Below are 21,088 nucleotides of genomic sequence, written 5' to 3' on the forward strand. Positions count from 1 at the left end.
TCTTATGATCCGCCGTTCGTTGCCCGCTGTTTTCGCCATGATTTTTGCCGCGCCGTTGCTGGCCGCGCCCGCCGGTCAGCAGACGCTGTTCAACTTCGTGCGCCCGGCCGACGTGGTCAAGGTCGCCACGGAAAACGCCGACCTGCCGCAGGCCAATGCCGAACAGACCGCTGAAGGTGAAGTGCTGCGCCGGGTGACGTTCAACCCGGTCGCGCGGCCGACCTTGCGCCTGACTCCGCAGACCGGTGCCTGGGACTGGTCGCAGTTCGGCATGATGACTTTGCGTCTGCAGAGTGCGATGAACTGGGCGGTGACGGTTTATGTGCAGATCCAGAGCAACGATGGCCGCACTCTGGTCAGCCGCGTCGATCTGCCGGCCGGCCCCGCGCAGACCTTGCTGGTGCCGCTGGTGGCTTCGACGCCGCTGAGCCAGGGCATGAAAGCCGGGCCGCCGATGCCGATGACCGTCGATGGCCAACGCATTCTGCTGGCCAGCAGCACGGGCGAGATCGATCGCAGCCAGGTGGTTTCGGTGAGTCTGTCGATGGATCAGCCGAAAGTTGCGCAGAGCCTGTTGCTTGAGCGTTTCGGCGTGCAGGACGGCGAGTCGGTGACGCGCGCGGTGTACGGTAATCTGGTCGACGCATACGGTCAGTCAACCCGCAGCAAGTGGCCGGAAAAAGTCAGCAGCGACGAGCAACTTAAAAGCGCCGCCAGCAAAGAGCAGCAACAACTGAATACGTGGCTGACCGAGCGTGAAAAGGCTTCGCTGGACAAGTTCGGCGGCTGGAACAAAGGCTCGGCGTTCAAGGCCAGCGGCTTCTTCCGCACGGAAAAACGTGATGGCCGCTGGTATCTGGTGACCCCTGAAGGCCACCCGTTCTATTCGCTGGGCGTCAACACCGTCAGCCCGCAGGTCAACCAGACCTACGTGGCTGGTCGTGAGTACATGTTCGAATCGTTGCCGAAGAACGACGACCCGCTGGCCGCGCATTTCGGCGAGGGCGACAACCGTGGCGGCAATGGCGCCGATCAGGGCCGTGGCTACGGCAACGGCCGCTGGTACGACTTCTATGGTGCCAATCTGCAACGCCTGTACGGCGAACCGTGCAAGGCGGACAGCGACAACAAGGCCGGGATTGCCGAAGCGGCGAAGGCGGGCGCGGCTGAGGCCGGCTCGGTGCAGGCTGCTGAGACTGCAGCGGTGCCTGCCGAGCCGAAATCGGGTATTGCCGAAGCGGCGCAGACCGATGCGGTGCAAGCGTCCAGCGCGCAAACCGCTCCGTGCACAGCCGCGATTGATGAAGAACGCTGGACCCGCCATACCCTCGACCGCCTGCAAGCCTGGGGCTTCAACACGGTGGGCAACTGGAGCGTGCCGTCGCTGGCGGACGCTGAACGCGTGCCGTACACCTTGCCGCTGTCGATCGTCGGCGATTACGCCAGTATCAGTACTGGCAGCGATTGGTGGGGCGGCATGCCGGATCCGTTCGATCCGCGTTTTGCCATGGCCACCGAGCGCGCCGTGGCCATTGCCGCCCGCGATCATCGTGACGATCCGTGGCTGATCGGTTATTACGCCGACAACGAACTGGCCTGGGCCGGCCCTGGTGACGATCCGAAGGCTCGCTACGCGCTGGCCTACGGCACGTTGAAAATGACCACCGACGTACCGGCCAAACGCGCCTTTCTCAAGCAATTGCGCGACAAGTACCGCAATCAGGCCGGACTGTCCAAGGCCTGGGGCATCGATTTGCCGGCATGGGAGTTGATGGAAGATCCGGGGTTCGTGCCGCCATTGCCGAACCCGGAACATCCGGAGATCGAAGCGGATTTCAAATACTTCCAGAAGGTCTTTGCCGACACCTATTTCAAGACCATTTCCGATTCGCTGAAATGGCACGCGCCCAACCAGATGCTGCTTGGCGGTCGCTTCGCCATCAGCACGCCTGAAGCCGTGGCGTCGTGCGCGCAGTATTGCGATGTGTTGAGCTTCAACATGTACACGCTCAAGCCGCAGGACGGTTACGACTTCGCCGCACTGGCAGCGCTGGACAAACCGGTGCTGATCACCGAATTCAACTTCGGCTCGGCTGACCGGGGGCCGTTCTGGGGCGGCGTGACGCAATTGGCCAAGGAAGAAGATCGCGGTCCGGCTTATGTCAACTTCCTCAAACAGGCGCTGAGCGAACCGTCGATTGTTGGCGTGCACTGGTTCCAGTATCTCGACCAACCGGTGACCGGGCGTTTGCTCGACGGCGAGAACGGGCATTTCGGTCTGGTCGGGGTGACCGATCTGCCTTATCAGGGCTTCGTCGAGGCGGTGCGCAAAAGCAATCTGCAGGCGCTGGAGCAGTTGGGCAAGGAGGCGCAGAAAGCACCGGTTGCCGAGGTTGAAGGTGGGCGCAAGGCCGAGGCTGGCAATGCGCCGGGGGCTGCGCAGGCGGGTGGGCATTCGGGGAATGGTCACTAGGTTTCAGACCGCGTTATCGTTCTTCGCGAGCAGGCTCGCTCCCACACTGGATATCAACAGCAGAGGAGATCCCCTGTGGGAGCGAGCCTGCTCGCGAAGGGATCACCATAAATTGCCGATCAACCGTCTGGCCCGCGCCTGTTCCCAAATCCCTCAAGGGCTGGAACAATGCGGGCCACTTTGTAGAGCGTTTTCGCGGGGGAGTTGCGGGTGCAGATTCAGGGACATTACGAGCTTCAATTCGAAGCGGTGCGCGAGGCTTTCGCCGCACTGTTCGACGATCCCCAGGAACGCGGCGCAGCCCTGTGCATCAAGGTCGGTGGAGAAACCGTCCTCGACCTCTGGTCCGGTACCGCCGACAAGGACGGCAGCGAAGCCTGGCACAGCGACACCATCGCCAACCTGTTCTCCTGCACCAAGACCTTCACCGCCGTTACCGCGCTGCAACTGGTCGCTGAAGGCAAGTTGCAACTCGACGCCCCGGTTGCCCGCTACTGGCCGGAATTCGCCGCCGCCGGCAAAGAATCCGTCACCCTGCGCCAATTGCTCTGCCATCAGGCCGGCTTGCCGGCGCTGCGCGAACTGCTCGCGCCTGAAGCCCTTTACGAATGGCAAACCATGGTCGACGCCCTCGCGGCCGAAGCGCCATGGTGGACTCCGGGCACCGGTCACGGTTATGCCGCGATCACCTACGGCTGGCTGGTCGGCGAATTGCTGCGCCGCGCCGACGGTCGTGGGCCGGGCGAGTCGATCGTCGCTCGGGTCGCCAAACCGTTGGGCCTGGATTTCCACGTGGGCCTGGCCGACGAAGAGTTTCATCGCGTGGCGCACATCGCCCGTGGCAAGGGCAACGCCGGCGACGCTGCGGCGCAGCGCCTGCTGCAAGTGACCATGCGCGAACCGACGGCGATGACCACCCGCGCCTTCACCAATCCGCCGTCCGTGCTGACCAGCACCAACAAGCCGGAATGGCGCCGCATGCAGCAACCGGCGGCCAACGGCCACGGTAACGCGCGCAGTCTCGCCGGGTTCTATGCCGGCCTGCTCGACGGCAGCCTGCTCGAGAGCGAGATGCTCGAAGAGCTGACCCGCGAGCACAGCCTTGGCGATGACAAGACTTTGCTCACGCGCACCCGTTTCGGCCTCGGCTGCATGCTCGATCAACCGGACGTGCCCAACGCCACCTACGGCCTCGGCCCACGCGCGTTCGGCCATCCGGGAGCGGGCGGCTCGATCGGTTTTGCTGATCCTGAGCACGATGTGGCTTTCGGTTTCGTGACAAATACCCTGGGACCTTACGTTTTGATGGATCCGCGCGCGCAAAAGCTGGCGCGGGTGCTTGCCACTTGTCTGTAAAGCTTCAACAGGGGTTCCAGGGTCGGAACCTCGAAAGGATTTTCGTTTCAAAACGGCTGTTTATCCGGGCGAAAGTGCTCTGATTTTTCATTACTTCATTTTGTGGATTTTCAATGTCATCTAAAAAGACCCTCGCCCTGGCCCTGTGTGTAGCGCTCACCGGTTGCGCACAGACCCCGAAAAACGATGCGGACGGCAGCAGTTGGTGGCCGTTCGGCTCTTCCGACAAAGTCGCGGCCAAAGATCCGGCACCGGCTCCTTTGAAACCTGCAGCGACCGCACCAGTTGCCAAGGCCGAAAGCAGCAACCCGTGGTATTGGCCGTTCGGTTCCAGCGATGAAGCGATCAAGGCTGATCTGAAAGCCGAGGTCAAACCTGAAGCCAAACCGGTCGAGGTGGCCAAAGCCGAGGCGCAGTCCAATGGCAAATGGTGGTGGCCGTTCGGCGGCAAGGACCAGCCAACCGTCAAAGCCGTGCCGATGCCCGATCCGAAGGTGACCCAGGCTTGGCTCGATGACTACGAACCGCGTTTGCGTGAAGCGGTGAAGGACAGCAACCTGCAACTCGAACGTCGCGACAACGTACTGGTGGTGACGGCGCCGGTGGAAGGTTCGTTCAACCCGGACCGCCCGGCGATGCTGCTGCCGGTCACCCTTGGCCCGTTCACTCGCGTGGCGAAAATCCTTGAAGCCGACCCGAAAACCGCGGTGCTGGTGCTCGGTCACAGTGACACCAGCGGTTCCGCGCCAGCCAACGTCAAATTGAGCCAGGAGCGTGCGCAATCCATCGCCGCAATTTTCCGCCTCAGCGGCTTGCAGCGTGATCGCCTGATGCTGCGTGGCATGGGTTCCGAAGCGCCGCGTGCGGCCAACGACAGCGTTGAGGGCCGTGCCTTGAACCGTCGTGTCGAACTGCTGGTGACTCCGCAAAACACCATGGTTGCGCTGCTGAGCAAATACAACATGCCAGCGCCGAAGCCGGTGACGATGGTTGCTGCGCAAGATGTCAAGCCAGTGGTCAAACCGGTTACCCCGGCGCCTGCGGCGAAAAAAGCCGCTGTGCCGGCGGCGAAAAAGGCGCCAGCCAAGAAAACCGCCGCCAAGGCTCCGGCGAAGAAGGCTCCGGCCAAGGCTCCAGCGAAAAAAACTGCACCAGCCAAAGCCGCCGCGACCGACAAGAAAGTCGCGGCAGCCGACGCTGCCAAGAAGTGATCCGCTAACGAAAAGGAATCCGCCATGACCCAGGCTCTGGCCGATATGCGTCGCGACTACACCCGTGACGGTTTGACCGAGGCGCAAGCCCCGGCCGAGCCGTTTGCGCTGTTTCACCAGTGGTTCGCCGACGCGGTGAAAACCGAGCAGGCGCCGGTGGAAGCCAATGCCATGACCCTGGCCACGGTCGACGCCGACGGTCGTCCGCATTGCCGCATTCTGTTGCTCAAGGGCCTGGACGAGCAGGGCTTCACCTTCTTCACCAACTACGACAGCGCCAAGGGCCAGCAGCTGGCGGCCAACCCGTTTGCCGCCATGACCTTCTTCTGGCCAACCCTGGAGCGCCAGGTGCGCATCGAGGGGCGGGTGGTCAAGGTCACGGCGCAAGAGTCCGATGCCTATTATCAAGTGCGTCCGCTGGGCAGCCGCCTCGGCGCTTGGGCCTCGCCGCAGAGCCGGGTCATCAACGGTCGTGGCGAACTGGAAGATTTGCTCAAGGCCACCGAGCAACGCTTCAGCGACACTCAGCCGCATTGCCCGGAACATTGGGGTGGTTACCGCTTGGTGCCTGAGCGCATCGAGTTCTGGCAGGGCCGTCCGAGCCGCCTGCACGATCGCCTCAACTACCGCCTCCAGGGCGCCGAGTGGATTCTTGAACGACTGGCACCCTGAGCAGTCTACCGAGCGGATAAAGGGCAATGGCGCAGGATCGATGATTTCACGCTACTTTAAGTGGGACGCTCGCGGGCATCTGTACCCAGCCTGAATGGAAGCCAATTTTATCCGGGTGGTGTCGTGACAGGCGCCAGGCCACGGAGTTTAATGAACACATGTTCTTTTGGAGTTGATGCTATGCGTAAGTCTGTTCTGCTGGTTGCTTCCTTTTCGACGATGGCGATGTTGCTGACCGGCTGCCAATCGAGCCTCACTGGCGACTCCTACTCCCGTGACGAAGCGCGTCGTGTGCAGACGATTCGCATGGGCACCATCGAATCCCTGCGACCGGTAAAAATCGAAGGCACCAAGACCCCGATCGGTGGCGCAGCAGGCGCCGTGGTCGGCGGCGTCGGCGGCAGCGCCATCGGCGGCGGCAAGGGCAGCATCGTCGCTGCGGTCATCGGCGCAGTGGCCGGCGGCCTGCTTGGCTCGGCCACCGAAGAAGGCCTGACCCGCACCCAGGGCGTGGAAATCACCGTCCGCGAAGACGACGGCAGCATGCGCGCCTATGTGCAGCAGGTTCAGGAAAATGAAGTATTCCGCGTTGGCGAGCGGGTACGGATTTCCACCGTTGGCGGAACCAGCCGCGTTTCGCACTAAGCGGGAAACCGGGTAAAAGAAAACCCCGATCAGGTGACTGGTCGGGGTTTTTCTTTGCTTGTGAATTGTTCATTCAGTATGTGGCGCAGGTGCCCATGAAGTATTCGAGGCCCTTTGGAAAACTGACGTCGAGCAGGTTTTCCAATGCGGTGACCTGATCCAGAGTTAACAACAACTCGCCGGGTTCCACCTCATCCAAGGGCTTGGATTCAATGAGCTGGGCCACTTTTTCATTCATCTCGCTGCCTGTGATATCCAGCTCGAATTGCAAGGAGTCGTCTTGGCTTCGTCAGGGAAAAAACCGGTAATTAAAAGAAAGTGCATGGAGCTAATACTTCCGGGGCTGTTAGCCGTAGTCAAACGAAATTTGATAGTCGTGAACTCTCAAATCGATTTGATGTTGAAAATACGGCTGAATGGTGGCGAGCCAATTTTGAGCGACGTTGAAACTGCCATTGTTGATGTTGTCCGCGGCGGGAATCCCCAAGGCGTTTAACACTGACTCGTCACCACCCAGGTCTTTTGACGACTCTTCCCCCTGAAACTCCAAGGTTGCTGTGTCGTACCATTCCAATCTCAGTTCCAGTCCCATCTACCATTGATCCCGGTAAACGAACGATACCTGATAGTCGTAAGAAGAAAATTGAATGGAATGCTGGAAGTGGGGCTGGAGAGTCTTGATCCAATCGGCTTTTACATCAAATCCGCCGTTATTGAAGCTTTTCGACGGTAGGCCTAATGCTTCCATTAATGAGCCGTCCTCGCCAAAATCTTTCGACAGTTCCTCCCCCTCACCCAGTTCGGTTTGTTGGTCGTACCATTCGAGTCTGGCTTTGAGTCCCATGTAATCCTCATAAATATTTTTTAATACTACGGTTTTTTTTGGGTGGATCTATCTGTTCACCAGTTCTGTGGTCGTAAGAGCCTAAATGGCTGCCATCACTTGCGCGATAGGCTTCAAGCTCGCCATGTAAATAGTCCCATTCATAAATTATTCGGCCTTTTGCATTGATCCAGCGATCCCGGAGCCCACCGTTGAACGGCGTTTTCTTTTTTGCTCTTCTTAAATCGGGAAAGGCTGTGATATCCGACGTATCGGGGGCGGGGTGATAGGTATTGTCCGTCGCCCTGCGGTGGGTTTTGCACCCGGGGAATGTCCTTGTTCCGCGCCACTGATCGTCCCTTCGTTCACCATCGACAGCCCCTCGAGTGGGGGCCGCACGACGTTATCGAAGCGGGGAAAGTGTGGCTGTAGGACGCGTCGCTAATGAAGTGGGGATTGTTCGCTGCGTAACTCTGAGGCGAGAAATCTGCGGCGAGGGGTGAAGCTCCCTCGCCACAGGGGTTATTGCAGTTGTGAATTCTTGCGACTCGCCGCCGCCGTCACCGCATAGCCAATCACCGCCGCGAGGATCGAGCCGGTGAGGATGCCCATGCGATCCATGCCGGCGTAATCACTCACGCCCGGTTCGAAGGCCAGCGAGCCGACGAACAGGCTCATGGTGAAGCCGATGCCGCAGAGGATCGCCACGCCGAGGACCTGGCCCCAGTTGGCGCCTTGGGGCAGGGCGGCGATGCCGATCTTGACCGCCAGCCAGGTCAGGCCGAACACGCCGACGGTCTTGCCCAGCAGCAGGCCGATGGCGATGCCCATCGGTACGTCGTGGGTGAAGCTTTCGACGGTGACGCCGCTCAGCGACAGGCCGGCGTTGGCGAAGGCGAAAAGGGGCAGGATGCCGTAGGCGACCCAGGGGTGCAGCGCGTGTTCGAGGGTCAGCAGCGGCGACGACTCGGCGTTTTTCGTGCGCAGGGGAATGCAGAAAGCCAGGGTCACGCCGGCCAGTGTCGCGTGGACACCGCTCTTGAGCACGCAGACCCAGAGGATCAGGCCGATGATCATGTACGGCCCGAGCTTGACCACGCCGAGCCGGTTCATCGCCACCAGCGCGGCAATGCACGCAGCCGCCAGGCCAAGGGACAGGGTCGAGAGTTCGCCGGAATAGAAGATTGCGATGATGACGATGGCGCCGAGGTCATCGATGATCGCCAGGGTCATCAGGAACAGTTTCAGCGACACCGGCACGCGCTTGCCGAGCAGCGCCAGTACGCCGAGGGCGAAGGCGATGTCGGTGGCGGTCGGAATGGCCCAGCCACTCAGGGCCGCGGGGTTGTCGCGGTTGAGGAACCAGTAGATCAGCGCCGGCACCAGCATGCCGCCGATCGCCGCTGCGCCGGGCAAGACGATCTGCGAGGGCTTGGACAACTGGCCGTCGAGCACTTCGCGTTTGACTTCCAGACCGATCAGCAGGAAGAACATCGCCATCAGGCCGTCGTTGATCCACAGCAGCAGAGGTTTGGCGATTTTCAACGCGCCGATCTGCGCCACCACCGGAGTGTCGAGCAGGCCGGTGTACAGCCACGACAGCGGTGAGTTATTGATGATCAGCGCGAGAACGGCGGCGGCGATCAATAGCAGACCGCTGGCGGCTTCCAACTGAAAGAAACGCGTGAAAGTGCTACGCAGAGGCAAGGTCGCTCTCCATGGAATCGTGAAAAAGATGGGCTACCCTAACCCGTACCGTTAGTTGTTAAAACAAAAGTTATATTCTTTTTTGTTATATGTCGTTACAGGCTGTCTGGTTCGGGCAGCACTGAGCCTAGCAGTTGCCTGACACATTGAGACTCAGCTGTATCTTTGCCGCCTGCGGGATTTTTCCTAAGCTTGCGGCAGACCTTTTCAGGAGACCGATCTCCTGCTTGATTCAATGAGAACCGAAACCATGAGCGACAACCGACAGTGGGCACGCGAAGCCATCCGCATCATCGAGGCGGACTTCCAGCGCAGCGCCGACACCCACCTGATCCCTTTGCCGCTGCCCGGTTTTGCCGGCATCGAGTTGTATTTCAAGGACGAATCCAGCCACCCGACCGGCAGCCTCAAGCATCGCCTGGCCCGTTCGCTGTTCCTTTACGCGCTGTGTAACGGCTGGCTGAAACCCGGCGCGCCAGTGATCGAGGCATCCAGCGGCTCGACGGCGATCTCCGAAGCGTATTTCGCGCGCATGCTCGGTTTGCCGTTTATCGCGGTGATGCCCGCGACCACCTCGAAAGAGAAGATTGCCCAGATTGCCTTTTACGGTGGCCAGAGTCATCTGGTGCAGGATCCGACGCAGATCTACGCCGAATCCGAGCGCCTGGCCCGCGAGCATGGCGGTCACTTCATCGACCAGTTCACTTACGCCGAACGTGCCACCGACTGGCGAGCGAACAACAACATCGCCGAGTCGATCTTCCAGCAGATGCGCTACGAAAAACACCCTGAGCCGACCTGGCTGATTTCCAGCCCCGGCACCGGTGGCACCACCGCGACCCTCGGCCGCTACGTGCGCTATCGCCAGCACTGCACCCGCGTGTTGTGTGCCGATGCCGAGCGTTCGGTGTTCTTCGATTTTTACCAGACCGGAGATGCCAGCCTGCGCCTGGACTGCGGCTCGCGCATAGAAGGCATTGGCCGGCCTCGGGTCGAAGCGTCGTTCCTGCCCAAGGTGATCGATGCGATGGTCAAGGTGCCGGACGCCCTGTCCCTGGCGGCCATGCATTATCTGGCGCAGCGTTTGGGGCGGCATGTCGGCGGGTCGAGCGGGACCAATTTGATCGGTGCGCTGATGGCAGCGCAGCAGATGAAAGCGGCGGGGCAGTCGGGGTCGATCGTGGCGATCCTGTGCGATGGCGGCGAGCGTTATGCCGACACGTATTACGATCAGGAGTGGCTGAAAGCGCAAGGGTATGAACTGGGTGATTTGATTGCAGCGGTGGCGGCGAGTGCCGAGCGCGGGGAGGCGCTGCCGACCTCGGTGCTGCGCGCGAACATCTAAAGCCAAATGCAGAAACCACTGTGGGAGCGAGCCTGCTCGCGAAGGCGGAGTCACATTCAACAACTTCGTTGAGTGACAGACCGCTTTCGCGAGCAGGCTCGCTCCCACTGGGTTTTGCGTTGTTGCGAACTTTGCGGATCAGGCGTCGACGCCGAGGATATCGCGAGCCACTGCTTCGGCAATACGAATCCCGTCGACACCCGCCGAAAGAATCCCGCCGGCATAACCCGCGCCTTCACCGGCCGGGAACAGGCCCTTGACGTTCATGCTCTGCAGCGACTCGTTGCGGGTGATGCGCAGCGGCGATGAAGTGCGGGTCTCGATTCCGGTCAGCACGGCGTCGTGGAGGGAATAACCGCGAATCTGCTTCTCGAACGCGGGCAAGGCTTCACGGATCGCCTCAATGGCAAAATCCGGCAGCGCCAAGGCCAGATCGCCCAGCGTCACGCCTGGTTTGTACGAAGGCTCGACTTCGCCCAGTTCGGTCGACGGCTTGCCGTTGATGAAGTCGCCAACCAGTTGCGCCGGGGCCTTGTAGTCGCTGCCGCCAAGGATGAACGCGTGGGATTCCAGGCGCTCCTGCAACTCGATACCGGCGAGCGGGCCGCCCGGATAATCGACTTCCGGGGTGATGCCGACGACGATGCCGGAGTTGGCATTACGCTCGTTACGCGAGTACTGGCTCATGCCATTGGTGACCACGCGATTCGGTTCCGACGTCGCAGCGACCACGGTGCCGCCCGGGCACATGCAGAAGCTGTACACCGAACGCCCGTTCTTGGCGTGGTGCACCAGTTTGTAATCGGCAGCGCCGAGTTTCGGGTGGCCGGCGTATTTGCCCAGACGCGCACGGTCGATCAGCGATTGCGGGTGCTCGATGCGGAAGCCCACCGAGAACGGCTTGGCCTCCATGAACACGCCACGGCTGTGGAGCATGCGGAAGGTGTCGCGGGCACTGTGGCCGAGGGCCAGAACCACATGCTTCGAATGCAGGGTTTCGCCGCTGGCCAGTTGTACGCCGACCAGTTGGCCGTCTTCGATCAGCACGTCGCTGACGCGCTCCCCGAAGCGCACTTCACCGCCCAGTTCGCGGATCTGCTCGCGCATGTTTTCGACCATACCGGTGAGGCGGAACGTACCGATGTGCGGCTTGCTGACGTAGAGAATTTCTTCCGGCGCGCCGGCCTTGACGAACTCGTGCAGGACTTTGCGGCCGAGGAATTTCGGGTCCTTGATCTGGCTGTACAGCTTGCCGTCGGAGAACGTGCCCGCGCCGCCTTCGCCAAACTGTACGTTGGACTCGGGATTGAGCACGCTTTTGCGCCACAGGCCCCAGGTGTCCTTGGTGCGCTGACGGACTTCGGTGCCGCGTTCGAGAATGATCGGTTTGAAGCCCATCTGCGCCAGCAGCAGGCCGGCGAAGATGCCGCACGGGCCGAAACCGACGACGATCGGCCGCTGGCCGAGATCGCTCGGTGCCTGGCCGACGAATTTGTAGCTGACATCCGGCGCCACGTTGACGTTACGGTCGTCGGCGAACTTGCCCAACACTCTGGCCTCGTCGCGTACGTTGAGGTCGATGGTGTAGATGAAGCACAGCTCGGAGGACTTTTTGCGCGCGTCATAGCTGCGCTTGAACAAGGTGAAATCGAGCAGATCATCGCTGGCGATGCCCAGGCGTTGCACGATGGCGACGCGCAGGTCTTCTTCGGGATGGTCGATTGGCAGCTTGAGTTCAGTGATTCGTAACATGGCGGGGATCCGGATTCGCGGGGCGCACAACTGCGCCAGGGCGTTTGAAGGCGGCGATTATAAGCCGCCGCGAGCGGATCCGTGGGGGAAAAACGATCAGTCGTTACGCGCGCCGCCGAAATAGCCGCAGCCGCGCTGCACCTGACCGTCGATACGCAACTCGGCGCTCATGTGCTGCACGCTGCCGGTGCTGCTGTCGACGCAGCGCTGTGGCGCGACCCACAATTCGATGCGCTGGTTGTTGGCTTCGCTGCTGAGATTGAAGCGGCCGTCGCCCAGTTGCTCTTCCACATACGGCACGGCCAGCGGCGGCTGGCCGTCGCGCTCGATGACCATGCCTTTGCCGCTGACCTTGACGTTCCATTCCGGGCCATGACCGGCGGCGCGCAGGATCAGCAGTTTGAAATTCGGATCGTCGCAGGCCGTGCCCGAGCGCTCGACGCGATACAACTGGCCGAGGTCGAGACGATCGCCGGAAACCTTGCCGCGCACATCGGCAAACAGCTTGCCCTGCTCGTCGGCGAGGGTGGCGGCTTCTTGCAGGACGCTGGTGCCGCCGATGTCGTTGACCACCAGTTGCCGCTGCTCCTGGCACGGCTGGAACACCAGTTTGCCGTCGGCGGCGGTCAGTTGCCCCTGCATCCGCGTCTGCCCGGCATGGGACACACTTTCACGCTGGCCGTCGAACAACTGGCAGGCGGCAAACATCGGCAGCAGGGCAACGAGGACGAACGAACGGGCAACACGCATCTTTGGCTCTCCAGACAAGTGTCGCCACGTTACGCAGCCTGACCGTTCATCACAAGGGCCTTAACCCACGTGAAACGTCTGCCCTGTTTGCAGGCCTTCGACACTTTTCGCGTAGGCCAATGCCACTTCCGCTGCAGCAACCGGCTTGAAGCCACGGAAATAGGGTGCGTATTTGCCCAGGGCTTCGGTCAGCACGGTCGGGCTCACCGAGTTCACCCGCAGGCCGCGTGGCAGTTCGATGGCGGCGGCGCGGACGAAGCTGTCGAGGGCGCCGTTGACCAACGCTGCCGAGGCGCCGCTGCGAATCGGATCGTGGCTGAGCACGCCGGTGGTAAAGGTGAATGAGGCGCCGTCATTGGCGAACTCGCGGCCGATCAGCAGCAGGTTGACCTGGCCCATCAGCTTGTCTTTCAGGCCGAGGGCGAAGCTGTCCCCAGTCATCTCGTCCAGCGCTGCAAACGTCACGTTGCCCGCCGCGCAGATCAAGGCATCGAACTTGCCGGTCTGTTCGAACAGCTTGCGGATCGACGCGCTGTCGCTGATATCCACTTGCAAGTCACCGCTGTTACGACCGATACGAATGACCTCGTGGCGTTGCGACAATTCTTTGTCCACCGCCGAACCGATGGTGCCGCCTGCGCCTATCAACAGAATTTTCATCGAGCTGTACCTCATGTGTGTGAATGAGGTTTCAGTCTAGAGTGGTTTTTTCTGCGGATAAGCGCACTAATAGGCAACCTTTGGTTTTCAAATGGAAACAATCCATGAGCGAAATGGATGACCTTGCCGCTTTCGCCGTACTGATCGAGGCCGGCAGTTTTACCCTGGCCGCGCAGCAGTTGGGCTGCAGCAAGGGCCAGTTATCCAAGCGCATCAGCCAGCTCGAGGCACAATACAGTGTGGTGTTGCTGCAACGCACGACCCGGCGCTTGAGCCTGACGGCAGCGGGGGCGGCGCTGCTGCCGCAGGCGCAGGCGCTGGTGGTCCAGGTCGAACGCGCGCGGCAGGCGTTGGCGCGGTTGAAGGACGACATGGCCGGCCCGGTGCGCATGACCGTTCCGGTGTCGCTCGGCGAGACCTTCTTCGATGGCTTGTTGCTGGAGTTTTCCGGGCAATACCCGCAGGTGCAGATCGAGTTGGAGCTGAACAACAGTTATCGCGATCTGTCCCGCGATGGCTTTGATCTGGCGATTCGTGCCGAAGTGGCCAATGACGATCGGCTGGTGGCCAGGCCGCTGTTGGCGTGGCACGAAATGACCTGCGCCAGCCCGGCCTACCTCGAGCGCTTCGGCGAGCCGGCGACGCCGCATGCCTTGGCCGAGCATCGTTGTCTGCTCAACAGCCATTACAGCGGTCGCGAAGAATGGCTGTATCACCAGCAGCACGAGTTGTTGCGGGTGCGGGTTTCGGGTCCGTTTGCCAGCAATCACTACAGCCTGTTGAAGAAAGCAGCGCTGTCCGGCGCCGGCATCGCGCGTTTGCCGTCGTATCTGCTGCAAGCGGAACTGGCGGACGGTCGCTTGCGCTGGTTGCTGCGCGATTACCAGACCCGACGCATGCCGATGTATCTGGTGCACCCGTATCAGGGTGGATTGCCCAAGCGCACGCAGGTGCTCGCGGATTATCTGATGGGCTGGTTCAAGCGCAGTGGCGAGGCGCTGGATCGACTGCAACGCTGATGTGATTTCCCTGTGGGAGCGAGCCTGCTCGCGAATGCGTCAGTATCAGTCGATACCGATGTTGAATGACACACCGCTTTCGCGAGCAGGCTCGCTCCCACAGGGGGGATCTTATTTTGCGAAACGGCGGGCAATCAGCTGGTCGATCGACAATTTGCCCGGCCCGGTCGCCATCAGGTACAGCAACACCGCCGCCCAGGTGCCGTGGGTCGGGTAGGCATCCGGGTAGACAAACAGTTGAATGGTCAGGGTCATGCCCAGCAGTGCCAGCGCCGAAAACCGTGTGGCGAAGCCGAGCAGGATCAGCAGCGGAAACACATGCTCGGCAAAAGCCGCCAGATGCGCGGCAATTTCCGGCGACAGCAGCGGCAGGTTGTACTCGCTCTGAAACAGCGGAATCGTCGAATCGGCCAAACGTGGCCAGCCCAGTTCAAAGGTGCCGTCAATCAAATCGACGGCCAATCCTTCGACCTTGGTTTGCCCGGATTTCCAGAACACCGCGGCAATGGAGAAACGCGCGATGAAGGCAATCAGGCTGTGCGGGATTTTTTCCAACAGCGCGATGACGCGCAGGATAAAAGCGTTCATAGCAACTCCTTGTAATTCAGCTGCGTGATCGCGTTATGCGCAATCAGTAAGGCGAGGGTTTGGGCGAGATCGAACGGCGGGCTGTTTTCTGCCGCCGCGAGCAGTGGCGAGCCCTGGAGCAGATGACGAAGGAACACGCTCGCACCTGGTTCAAGCGCAAACACCTCAACGTCGAGACCATTGCGCAGCACCAGAGCGTGCTGGCCTTGATTCAGGCCAATGCCCGCCAGAGTTGGCTCCTGCTGATGCGCGGCCCAGATCGCGACAACGGCGTAGGCTGAGTCGAGCAGGTGCAGCGAGGGATGCAGTTCGAAACACAGCTCAGTCAGCGACTGCGGATCGGCCAGCGCGGCACTGACTTGTTCAGGCCGTATCGGCTGCGCATCAGCGGCGTGGTAGGCGACAGTGCGCAGATGCTCAAGGCGCGCAACATCAGCGACATAAGGCACGCCGGCGATGGGTTCAAACTCTGCGATGAAGTCGGCGAAGTCTTCGCCATAGCGGCTCATCAACGGACTGTGTGGCGGCTGACTCTGGACGAAAATCGCTGCCATGGCGCGGAAGAACTCCTCGCCGACCAATTGCAGCACCACCGGATAGCTGTCGGCCAGGGCATTGATCAACGAGCTCTGCACGTTGTTGCGATACACCGCAAAACGTCGCGACGGATCGGCGCCGTTGCGGCTGCACAGGCCCTTGGGATACGGCAGTTGCGCATTGAGCAGGGCGGCGGCGAAGTCCGCTTGCGTGCTCATGCCGCACGCTCCGCGCGGCGCAAAAGCGTCTCGGCTTGCTGCGCTTCGGCGAGCAAAACGTCGAAGGCCGGCACCTGGTTATCGCGTTCGATCAGCGTCGCCACCGGGCCGATACGTTGCAGCACTTGCCGGTACAGATCCCAGACGGCCTGATCAATAGGCGCGCCGTGATCGTCGATCAGCAAGCGGTCGCCGAGGTTGTCGCAATCTTCAGCGAAGCCGGCCAGATGAATCTCGCCGACCGCGTGCAGCGGTAACGCATCGAGGTAGGCCAGAGGATCGCGCTGATGGTTTATGCACGACACGTAGACATTATTGACGTCGAGCAACAAGCCGCAGCCGCTGCGGCGGATCACTTCGGCGATGAACTCGGCCTCGTCGATCGTCGAGTGCGCAAATCCCAGATAGGTCGCCGGGTTCTCCAGCAGCATCGGTCGTTTCAGAGTGTTCTGCACCTGGTCGATGTGCGCACAGACGCGGTTCAGCGTCGGCGTGTCGTAAGCCAGTGGCAGCAGGTCATTGAGGAACACCGGGCCGTGGCTCGACCATGCCAGATGTTCGGAAAAGGCTTGCGGTTGATAGCGCTCGATCAGCTCGGCGAGGCGTTTGAGGTGCTGGCTGTCCAGCGCGCCTTCGCCACCGATCGACAGGCCCACGCCGTGCAATGACAGCGGGTACTGTTCGCGAATCAGACCGAGAAAATGATGAAACGGGCCGCCGGCCACCATGTAGTTTTCGGCGTGGACTTCGAAGAAACCGAGGTCCGGTACGGAGCCGAGCACTTCGAGGAAGTGCCCGGTCTTGAGCCCCAGCCCGGCGCGGGCAGGGAGCTCGGTGCGAGCTGCCTGAGTGCGCGGCAGGGACGGTTCGTGATGACTGAACATGGGCGTCACTCAGGCAGGCCGTGGATCAGGACTTGGCTTTGAAGGCTTCGAGCTGACCGAAGCCGGTCGGCGAGGTTTTGCTTTCGGTGGTGGCGCAGGTGCCTTTCGGAACGAGCTTCCAGGCGTTGGCCTGGTAGTCCATTTTCGCCGTGCCGGCGCAGGTAGTCCCGGCACCTGCGGCGCAATCGTTCTTACCCTTCATGGCCACGCCGAAGCATTTTTCCATGTTGGCATCGGCGGCATGGGCGGTGGAGACAGTGGCGATGCTCAGAGCGGAACCGAGGGCCAGAACCAGGGCGGTAGCGGACAGGGTACGGGTAGTCGCAGTCATGATGTTTCTCCAGTTTTTATCAGGGTTTCTGCAAGCGGTTTGCGCTTGCTTGTCCCTCTAGAGAACGGGTGGGGGGATGCGTTACAGGCGGGGCGAGAAATTTATGAAAAATTTCGGATTCAGCGGTATCCCTGTGGGAGCGAGCCTGCTCGCGAAGGCGGTGTGTCAGGCACCCATGATGTTGAATGACAGAGCGCTTTCGCGAGCAGGCTCGCTCCCACAGGGTTACCTTGGTGGTGCTCAGGAAACAAAAAACGGCCCGAAGGCCGTTTTTTTGTGCAGCGATAACACTCAACCGCCGAGGTACGCCTCGCGTACTTTCGGATCGGTCAGCAGCGCTTCACCGGTGCCTTGCATGACCACGCGGCCGTTCTCCAGAACGTAGGCGCGGTCAGCGATTTTCAGCGCCTGGTTGGCGTTCTGCTCGACCAGGAACACCGTCACACCGTCCTTGCGCAGCTGTTCGATGATGTCGAAGATCTGCTGGATGATGATCGGCGCCAGGCCCAGCGATGGCTCGTCGAGCAGCAGCAGCTTGGGCTTGCTCATCAGCGCGCGGCCGATGGCGAGCATTTGCTGTTCGCCGCCGGACATGGTGCCGCCGCGCTGGTTGAAGCGCTCTTTCAAGCGTGGGAAAAGTCCGAGAACCTTGTCCATCTGTTCCTGATAGTCGCCCTTGTCGGTGAAAAATCCGCCCATCGACAGGTTTTCTTCAACGGTCAGACGGGCAAACACCCGACGCCCTTCCGGGACCACGGCGATGCTCTTGCGCATGATCTGCGACGAGTCCTGGCCGACCAGTTCCTCACCCATGTAGCGGATGCTGCCGCTGTGGGCCTGCGGCGAACCGCACAGCGTCATCAGCAGCGTGGATTTGCCGGCACCGTTGGCGCCGATCAGCGTCACGATTTCGCCCTGACGGACTTCGACGTTGACGCTGTGCAAGGCCTGGATCTTGCCGTAGAAGGTGGAAACGTTTTCGAACTGCAGCATTTACGCTTCCCCCAGGTAGGCTTTGATCACTTCAGGATTGTCGCGGATCTGTTCCGGCGTGCCGTCGGCCAACGGTGTGCCCTGGTTGATCACGACGATGTGGTCGGAAATGCTCATGACCAGTTTCATGTCGTGTTCGATCAGCAGCACGGTGACGTTGTGCTCTTCGCGCAACACACCGATCAGCGCCTTGAGGTCTTCGGTTTCCTTCGGGTTCAGGCCGGCGGCTGGTTCGTCGAGCATGAGAATCCGCGGACGGGTCATCATGCAGCGGGCGATTTCCAGACGCCGTTGCTGGCCGTAGGCGAGGGTGCCGGCGGTGCGGTTGGCGAACTCTTTGAGGTTGACCTTTTCCAGCCAGTACTCGGCAAATTCCATCGCCTCGCGCTCGCTTTTGCGGAACGCCGGGGTCTTGAACAGGCCGGACAGGAAGTTGGTGTTCAAGTGACGGTGCTGGGCGATCAACAGGTTCTCGACGGCAGTCATGTCCTTGAACAAACGCACGTTCTGGAAGGTACGCACCACGCCTTTGAGGGCGATCTTGTGGCCCGGCAGGCCCTGGATCGGCTCGCCGTCGAGCAGGATGCTGCCGCCGGTAGGCTGATAGAAGCCGGTCAGGCAGTTGAACACGGTGGTCTTGCCGGCGCCGTTCGGGCCGATCAGTGCAACTACCTGTTTTTCCTTGACGGTCAGCGCCACGCCGTTGACCGCGAGCAAGCCGCCGAAGCGCATGCTCAGATTTTCGACTTTAAGGATCTCGCGGCTCATTTGCGCAACTCCATGTGTGGGCGTTGCATCGGCAGCAGACCTTGTGGACGCCAGATCATCATCAGCACCATCAGCGCACCGAACATCAACATGCGGTATTCGCTGAACTCACGCATCATTTCCGGCAACAGGATCATCACGATCGCCGCCAGAATCACGCCCAGTTGCGAGCCCATGCCACCCAATACGACGATGGCGAGGATGATCGCCGACTCGATGAAGGTGAACGACTCGGGCGTCACCAGGCCCTGACGCGCGGCGAAGAAGCTGCCGGCGAAACCGGCGAACGCAGCACCGAGGGTGAACGCGGAAAGCTTGATCACGGTCGGGTTCAGGCCCAGCGCACGGCAGGCGATTTCGTCTTCACGCAGCGCTTCCCACGCACGACCGATCGGCATGCGCAGCAGACGGTTGATCACGAACAGCGCGGCCAGTGCGAGCAACAGCGCAACCAGGTAAAGGAAGATCACCTTGTTGATCGAGTTGTATTGCAGGCCGAAATACTCGTGGAACGTCTGCAGGCCTTCGGCGGCTTTGCGCTCGAAGGTCAGACCGAAGAACGTCGGTTTCTCGATGTTGCTGATGCCGTTCGGGCCACCGGTGATGTCGGTCAGGTTACGCAGGAACAGACGGATGATCTCGCCGAAACCCAAGGTCACGATCGCCAGATAGTCGCCGCGCAGACGCAACACCGGGAAGCCCAGCAGGAAGCCGAACGTCGCCGCCATCAGGCCGGCAATCGGCAGGCAGATCCAGAAGCTCAAGCCGTAGTAATGCGACAGCAGCGCGTAGCTGTAGGCGCCGACGGCGTAGAAACCGACGTACCCCAGATCAAGCAGACCGGCCAGACCGACAACGATGTTCAGGCCCAGGCCGAGCATCACGTAGATCAGGATCAGCGTTGCGATATCCACCGCGCCACGGGAGCCGAAGAACGGCCAGACCAGGGCGATCAGAATCAGCGCAATGATGAAATAGCGCTGGGTGGTTGGCAGGGTCAGGAAGTTGCTGGCCTTGGCCGGGATCAACGGCATGCCCGGCGAGGAGCGCCAGGCCTTGCTGATCTGCTGGTTGAACAGCACGCGCAAGAACATCAGCACCGAGCAGATCGCGATGGTCGCGAGTACCGCAGGGCTGGTGTTGTGCACTTCCAGATTGATGCCGACGATGGTCAGTTTCAGACCCAATACCGGGTAGGCCACGGCCCACACCAGCAAGGCACTGAACAATGCCTGTTTAAGATTTCTAGTCATACTTTCTCAACCTCCGGACGGCCCAGAATGCCGGTCGGACGGAACAACAGCACCAGAACCAGCAGGCCGAACGCAACGACGTCCTTGTACTGGTCGCCGAAGATATCGGCACCGAACGCTTCCGCTACACCGAGCACCAGACCGCCGAGCATGGCCCCGGGGATGCTGCCGATGCCGCCCAGTACCGCAGCGGTGAAGGCCTTGAGGCCGACGAGGAAACCGGCGTTCGGGTTGATCACGCCGTATTGCATGCTCAGCAGGACTGCTGCAACAGCTGCCAGCGCAGCACCGATGACGAAGGTCAGGGCGATGATGTTGTTGGTGTTGATGCCGAGCAGGTTGGCCATCTTGATGTCCTCGGCACAGGCGCGGCAGGCGCGGCCCAGGCGGGAACGGGAGATGAACAGGGTCAGGCCGAGCATGGCGATCAGGGTCACCACGAACACCACGATCTGCATGTAGGAAATCAGCACTTCTTGTGCGCCACCCGGACCGAAGGCGAAGTTGCCCGGGATCAGGTTGGGGATAGCTTTGTCCTTGGAGTCTTGCGCCAGCAGAACGGTGTTCTGCAGGAAGATCGACATACCGATGGCAGAAATCAGCGGGATCAGACGGTTGCTGCCGCGCAGGGGGCGGTAGGCGATCCGTTCGATGCTGTAACCGTAGGAACTGGTGACGACGATGCTGGCGATGAACGCCGCGGTCATCAACAGCGGGACACTGTCGAGTCCCATCATGGTCAGCCCGGCGATGGCGATGAAGGCCACGTAGGAACCGATCATGTACACCTCGCCGTGGGCGAAGTTGATCATTCCAATGATGCCGTAGACCATCGTGTAGCCGATGGCGATCAGGGCATACATGCTGCCAACGTTGAGGCCGTTAACCAGCTGTTGGAAGAAGTGATAGAGGTCAGGCATTACAGCGCTCCTAAAAACCTGTACGCATTTCACTGGTGGAGTCATTTTCCCGCCCGGCCCCGTGGATCTCTATCCACTTCGAATCCGGGTTTTGCCAGCGAACCGCTGATGACGGTTTTGAGATTTTCAGGTGGGCCGACTGGCGGATCACGCCAGCGCGGCCCATACATTCGCAAAACAAAG

General features: G+C 60.9%; 22 protein-coding genes and 1 pseudogene. 7 read left to right on the forward strand and 16 right to left on the reverse strand.

The window, feature by feature from the left end; translation table 11 throughout:
- Positions 1 to 4 precede the first annotated feature (4 nt).
- The 5 genes from PspCFBP13508_RS18560 (at position 5) to PspCFBP13508_RS18580 (ending at position 6,357) form a co-directional block, all read left to right on the forward strand.
- Positions 5 to 2,473: a beta-galactosidase gene (locus tag PspCFBP13508_RS18560; protein ID WP_137215360.1), complete on the forward strand. Its 2,469-nt coding sequence runs from the start codon at positions 5 to 7 to the stop codon at positions 2,471 to 2,473.
- A gap of 210 nt (positions 2,474 to 2,683) precedes the next feature.
- Positions 2,684 to 3,829, forward strand: coding sequence for a serine hydrolase domain-containing protein (locus PspCFBP13508_RS18565; RefSeq protein ID WP_137215361.1), 1,146 nt, complete (start codon positions 2,684 to 2,686; stop codon positions 3,827 to 3,829).
- A gap of 113 nt (positions 3,830 to 3,942) precedes the next feature.
- Entirely contained in the window at positions 3,943 to 5,040 is a 1,098-nt protein-coding gene (locus PspCFBP13508_RS18570; RefSeq protein WP_130912008.1) for an OmpA family protein, read from the forward strand.
- A gap of 24 nt (positions 5,041 to 5,064) precedes the next feature.
- Complete coding sequence (gene pdxH / locus PspCFBP13508_RS18575; RefSeq protein ID WP_137215362.1) at positions 5,065 to 5,712, forward strand: pyridoxamine 5'-phosphate oxidase; 648 nt, start codon at positions 5,065 to 5,067, stop codon at positions 5,710 to 5,712.
- A gap of 180 nt (positions 5,713 to 5,892) precedes the next feature.
- Positions 5,893 to 6,357, forward strand: a complete 465-nt coding sequence (locus tag PspCFBP13508_RS18580) for a glycine zipper 2TM domain-containing protein (RefSeq protein WP_016771369.1) — start codon at positions 5,893 to 5,895, stop codon at positions 6,355 to 6,357.
- A 73-nt stretch (positions 6,358 to 6,430) separates the two neighbouring features.
- On the opposite strand, the gene PspCFBP13508_RS18585 is transcribed toward PspCFBP13508_RS18580, so the two are convergent.
- The 5 genes and pseudogenes from PspCFBP13508_RS18585 to nhaA form a co-directional block, all read right to left on the reverse strand.
- Positions 6,431 to 6,628: a pyocin S6 family toxin immunity protein gene (locus tag PspCFBP13508_RS18585; RefSeq protein ID WP_343287072.1), complete on the reverse strand. Its 198-nt coding sequence runs from the start codon at positions 6,626 to 6,628 to the stop codon at positions 6,431 to 6,433.
- Positions 6,629 to 6,703: 75 nt separating this feature from the next.
- Complete coding sequence (locus tag PspCFBP13508_RS18590) at positions 6,704 to 6,949, reverse strand: colicin E3-like toxin immunity protein (protein ID WP_095180547.1); 246 nt, start codon at positions 6,947 to 6,949, stop codon at positions 6,704 to 6,706.
- On the reverse strand, positions 6,950 to 7,201 hold the full coding sequence (locus PspCFBP13508_RS18595) for a colicin E3-like toxin immunity protein (RefSeq protein WP_095180548.1): 252 nt from the start codon (positions 7,199 to 7,201) through the stop codon (positions 6,950 to 6,952).
- A gap of 7 nt (positions 7,202 to 7,208) precedes the next feature.
- Positions 7,209 to 7,454, reverse strand: a pseudogene (locus tag PspCFBP13508_RS18600) (colicin E3/pyocin S6 family cytotoxin); the annotation flags it as partial.
- Positions 7,455 to 7,702: 248 nt separating this feature from the next.
- Positions 7,703 to 8,887 (reverse strand): Na+/H+ antiporter NhaA, encoded by a 1,185-nt coding sequence (nhaA, locus tag PspCFBP13508_RS18605; protein WP_122505756.1) that lies wholly within the window; start codon positions 8,885 to 8,887, stop codon positions 7,703 to 7,705.
- A gap of 250 nt (positions 8,888 to 9,137) precedes the next feature.
- On the opposite strand from nhaA, the gene PspCFBP13508_RS18610 reads away from it, so the two are divergent.
- On the forward strand, positions 9,138 to 10,232 hold the full coding sequence (locus PspCFBP13508_RS18610) for a PLP-dependent cysteine synthase family protein (RefSeq protein ID WP_130912012.1): 1,095 nt from the start codon (positions 9,138 to 9,140) through the stop codon (positions 10,230 to 10,232).
- A 138-nt stretch (positions 10,233 to 10,370) separates the two neighbouring features.
- Here the strand turns inward: PspCFBP13508_RS18610 and PspCFBP13508_RS18615 are convergent, their stop codons facing one another.
- The 3 genes from PspCFBP13508_RS18615 to PspCFBP13508_RS18625 form a co-directional block, all read right to left on the reverse strand.
- Complete coding sequence (locus PspCFBP13508_RS18615; protein ID WP_137215363.1) at positions 10,371 to 11,984, reverse strand: NAD(P)/FAD-dependent oxidoreductase; 1,614 nt, start codon at positions 11,982 to 11,984, stop codon at positions 10,371 to 10,373.
- Between the two features lie 96 nt (positions 11,985 to 12,080).
- Positions 12,081 to 12,734: a hypothetical protein gene (locus PspCFBP13508_RS18620; RefSeq protein ID WP_110645952.1), complete on the reverse strand. Its 654-nt coding sequence runs from the start codon at positions 12,732 to 12,734 to the stop codon at positions 12,081 to 12,083.
- 60 nt (positions 12,735 to 12,794) lie between these two features.
- Positions 12,795 to 13,394, reverse strand: coding sequence for a short chain dehydrogenase (locus tag PspCFBP13508_RS18625; RefSeq protein WP_110600024.1), 600 nt, complete (start codon positions 13,392 to 13,394; stop codon positions 12,795 to 12,797).
- A 104-nt stretch (positions 13,395 to 13,498) separates the two neighbouring features.
- On the opposite strand from PspCFBP13508_RS18625, the gene PspCFBP13508_RS18630 reads away from it, so the two are divergent.
- Positions 13,499 to 14,413 carry a LysR family transcriptional regulator gene (locus PspCFBP13508_RS18630; protein WP_137215364.1) on the forward strand — a complete coding sequence of 305 codons (915 nt, stop codon included), beginning with the start codon at positions 13,499 to 13,501 and terminating at the stop codon, positions 14,411 to 14,413.
- A gap of 111 nt (positions 14,414 to 14,524) precedes the next feature.
- On the opposite strand, the gene PspCFBP13508_RS18635 is transcribed toward PspCFBP13508_RS18630, so the two are convergent.
- From PspCFBP13508_RS18635 to livH, 8 genes are all read right to left on the reverse strand, one after another.
- Positions 14,525 to 15,001: a DoxX family protein gene (locus PspCFBP13508_RS18635; protein ID WP_137215365.1), complete on the reverse strand. Its 477-nt coding sequence runs from the start codon at positions 14,999 to 15,001 to the stop codon at positions 14,525 to 14,527.
- On the reverse strand, positions 14,998 to 15,756 hold the full coding sequence (locus PspCFBP13508_RS18640) for a DNA-binding domain-containing protein (RefSeq protein WP_016771360.1): 759 nt from the start codon (positions 15,754 to 15,756) through the stop codon (positions 14,998 to 15,000). Before PspCFBP13508_RS18640 ends, PspCFBP13508_RS18635 begins: the two co-directional genes overlap by 4 nt.
- Positions 15,753 to 16,640 carry a DUF692 domain-containing protein gene (locus tag PspCFBP13508_RS18645; RefSeq protein WP_137215366.1) on the reverse strand — a complete coding sequence of 296 codons (888 nt, stop codon included), beginning with the start codon at positions 16,638 to 16,640 and terminating at the stop codon, positions 15,753 to 15,755. The genes PspCFBP13508_RS18640 and PspCFBP13508_RS18645 overlap by 4 nt, the downstream gene beginning before the upstream one ends.
- Positions 16,641 to 16,665: 25 nt before the next feature.
- On the reverse strand, positions 16,666 to 16,971 hold the full coding sequence (locus PspCFBP13508_RS18650) for a DUF2282 domain-containing protein (RefSeq protein ID WP_130901036.1): 306 nt from the start codon (positions 16,969 to 16,971) through the stop codon (positions 16,666 to 16,668).
- Positions 16,972 to 17,262: 291 nt separating this feature from the next.
- Positions 17,263 to 17,964, reverse strand: a complete 702-nt coding sequence (locus PspCFBP13508_RS18660; RefSeq protein WP_003222380.1) for an ABC transporter ATP-binding protein — start codon at positions 17,962 to 17,964, stop codon at positions 17,263 to 17,265.
- A complete protein-coding gene (livG, locus tag PspCFBP13508_RS18665) occupies positions 17,965 to 18,732 on the reverse strand; it encodes a high-affinity branched-chain amino acid ABC transporter ATP-binding protein LivG (protein WP_016771357.1) in 768 nt (255 codons plus the stop codon).
- Entirely contained in the window at positions 18,729 to 19,985 is a 1,257-nt protein-coding gene (locus PspCFBP13508_RS18670) for a high-affinity branched-chain amino acid ABC transporter permease LivM (protein WP_016771356.1), read from the reverse strand. Before PspCFBP13508_RS18670 ends, livG begins: the two co-directional genes overlap by 4 nt.
- Positions 19,982 to 20,905: a high-affinity branched-chain amino acid ABC transporter permease LivH gene (livH, locus tag PspCFBP13508_RS18675; RefSeq protein WP_016771355.1), complete on the reverse strand. Its 924-nt coding sequence runs from the start codon at positions 20,903 to 20,905 to the stop codon at positions 19,982 to 19,984. Before livH ends, PspCFBP13508_RS18670 begins: the two co-directional genes overlap by 4 nt.
- Positions 20,906 to 21,088: the final 183 nt, after the last annotated feature.

The organism is Pseudomonas sp. CFBP13508 (genome assembly GCF_005233515.1).
GTDB classification, from domain to species: Bacteria; Pseudomonadota; Gammaproteobacteria; order Pseudomonadales; family Pseudomonadaceae; genus Aquipseudomonas; species Aquipseudomonas mercuritolerans.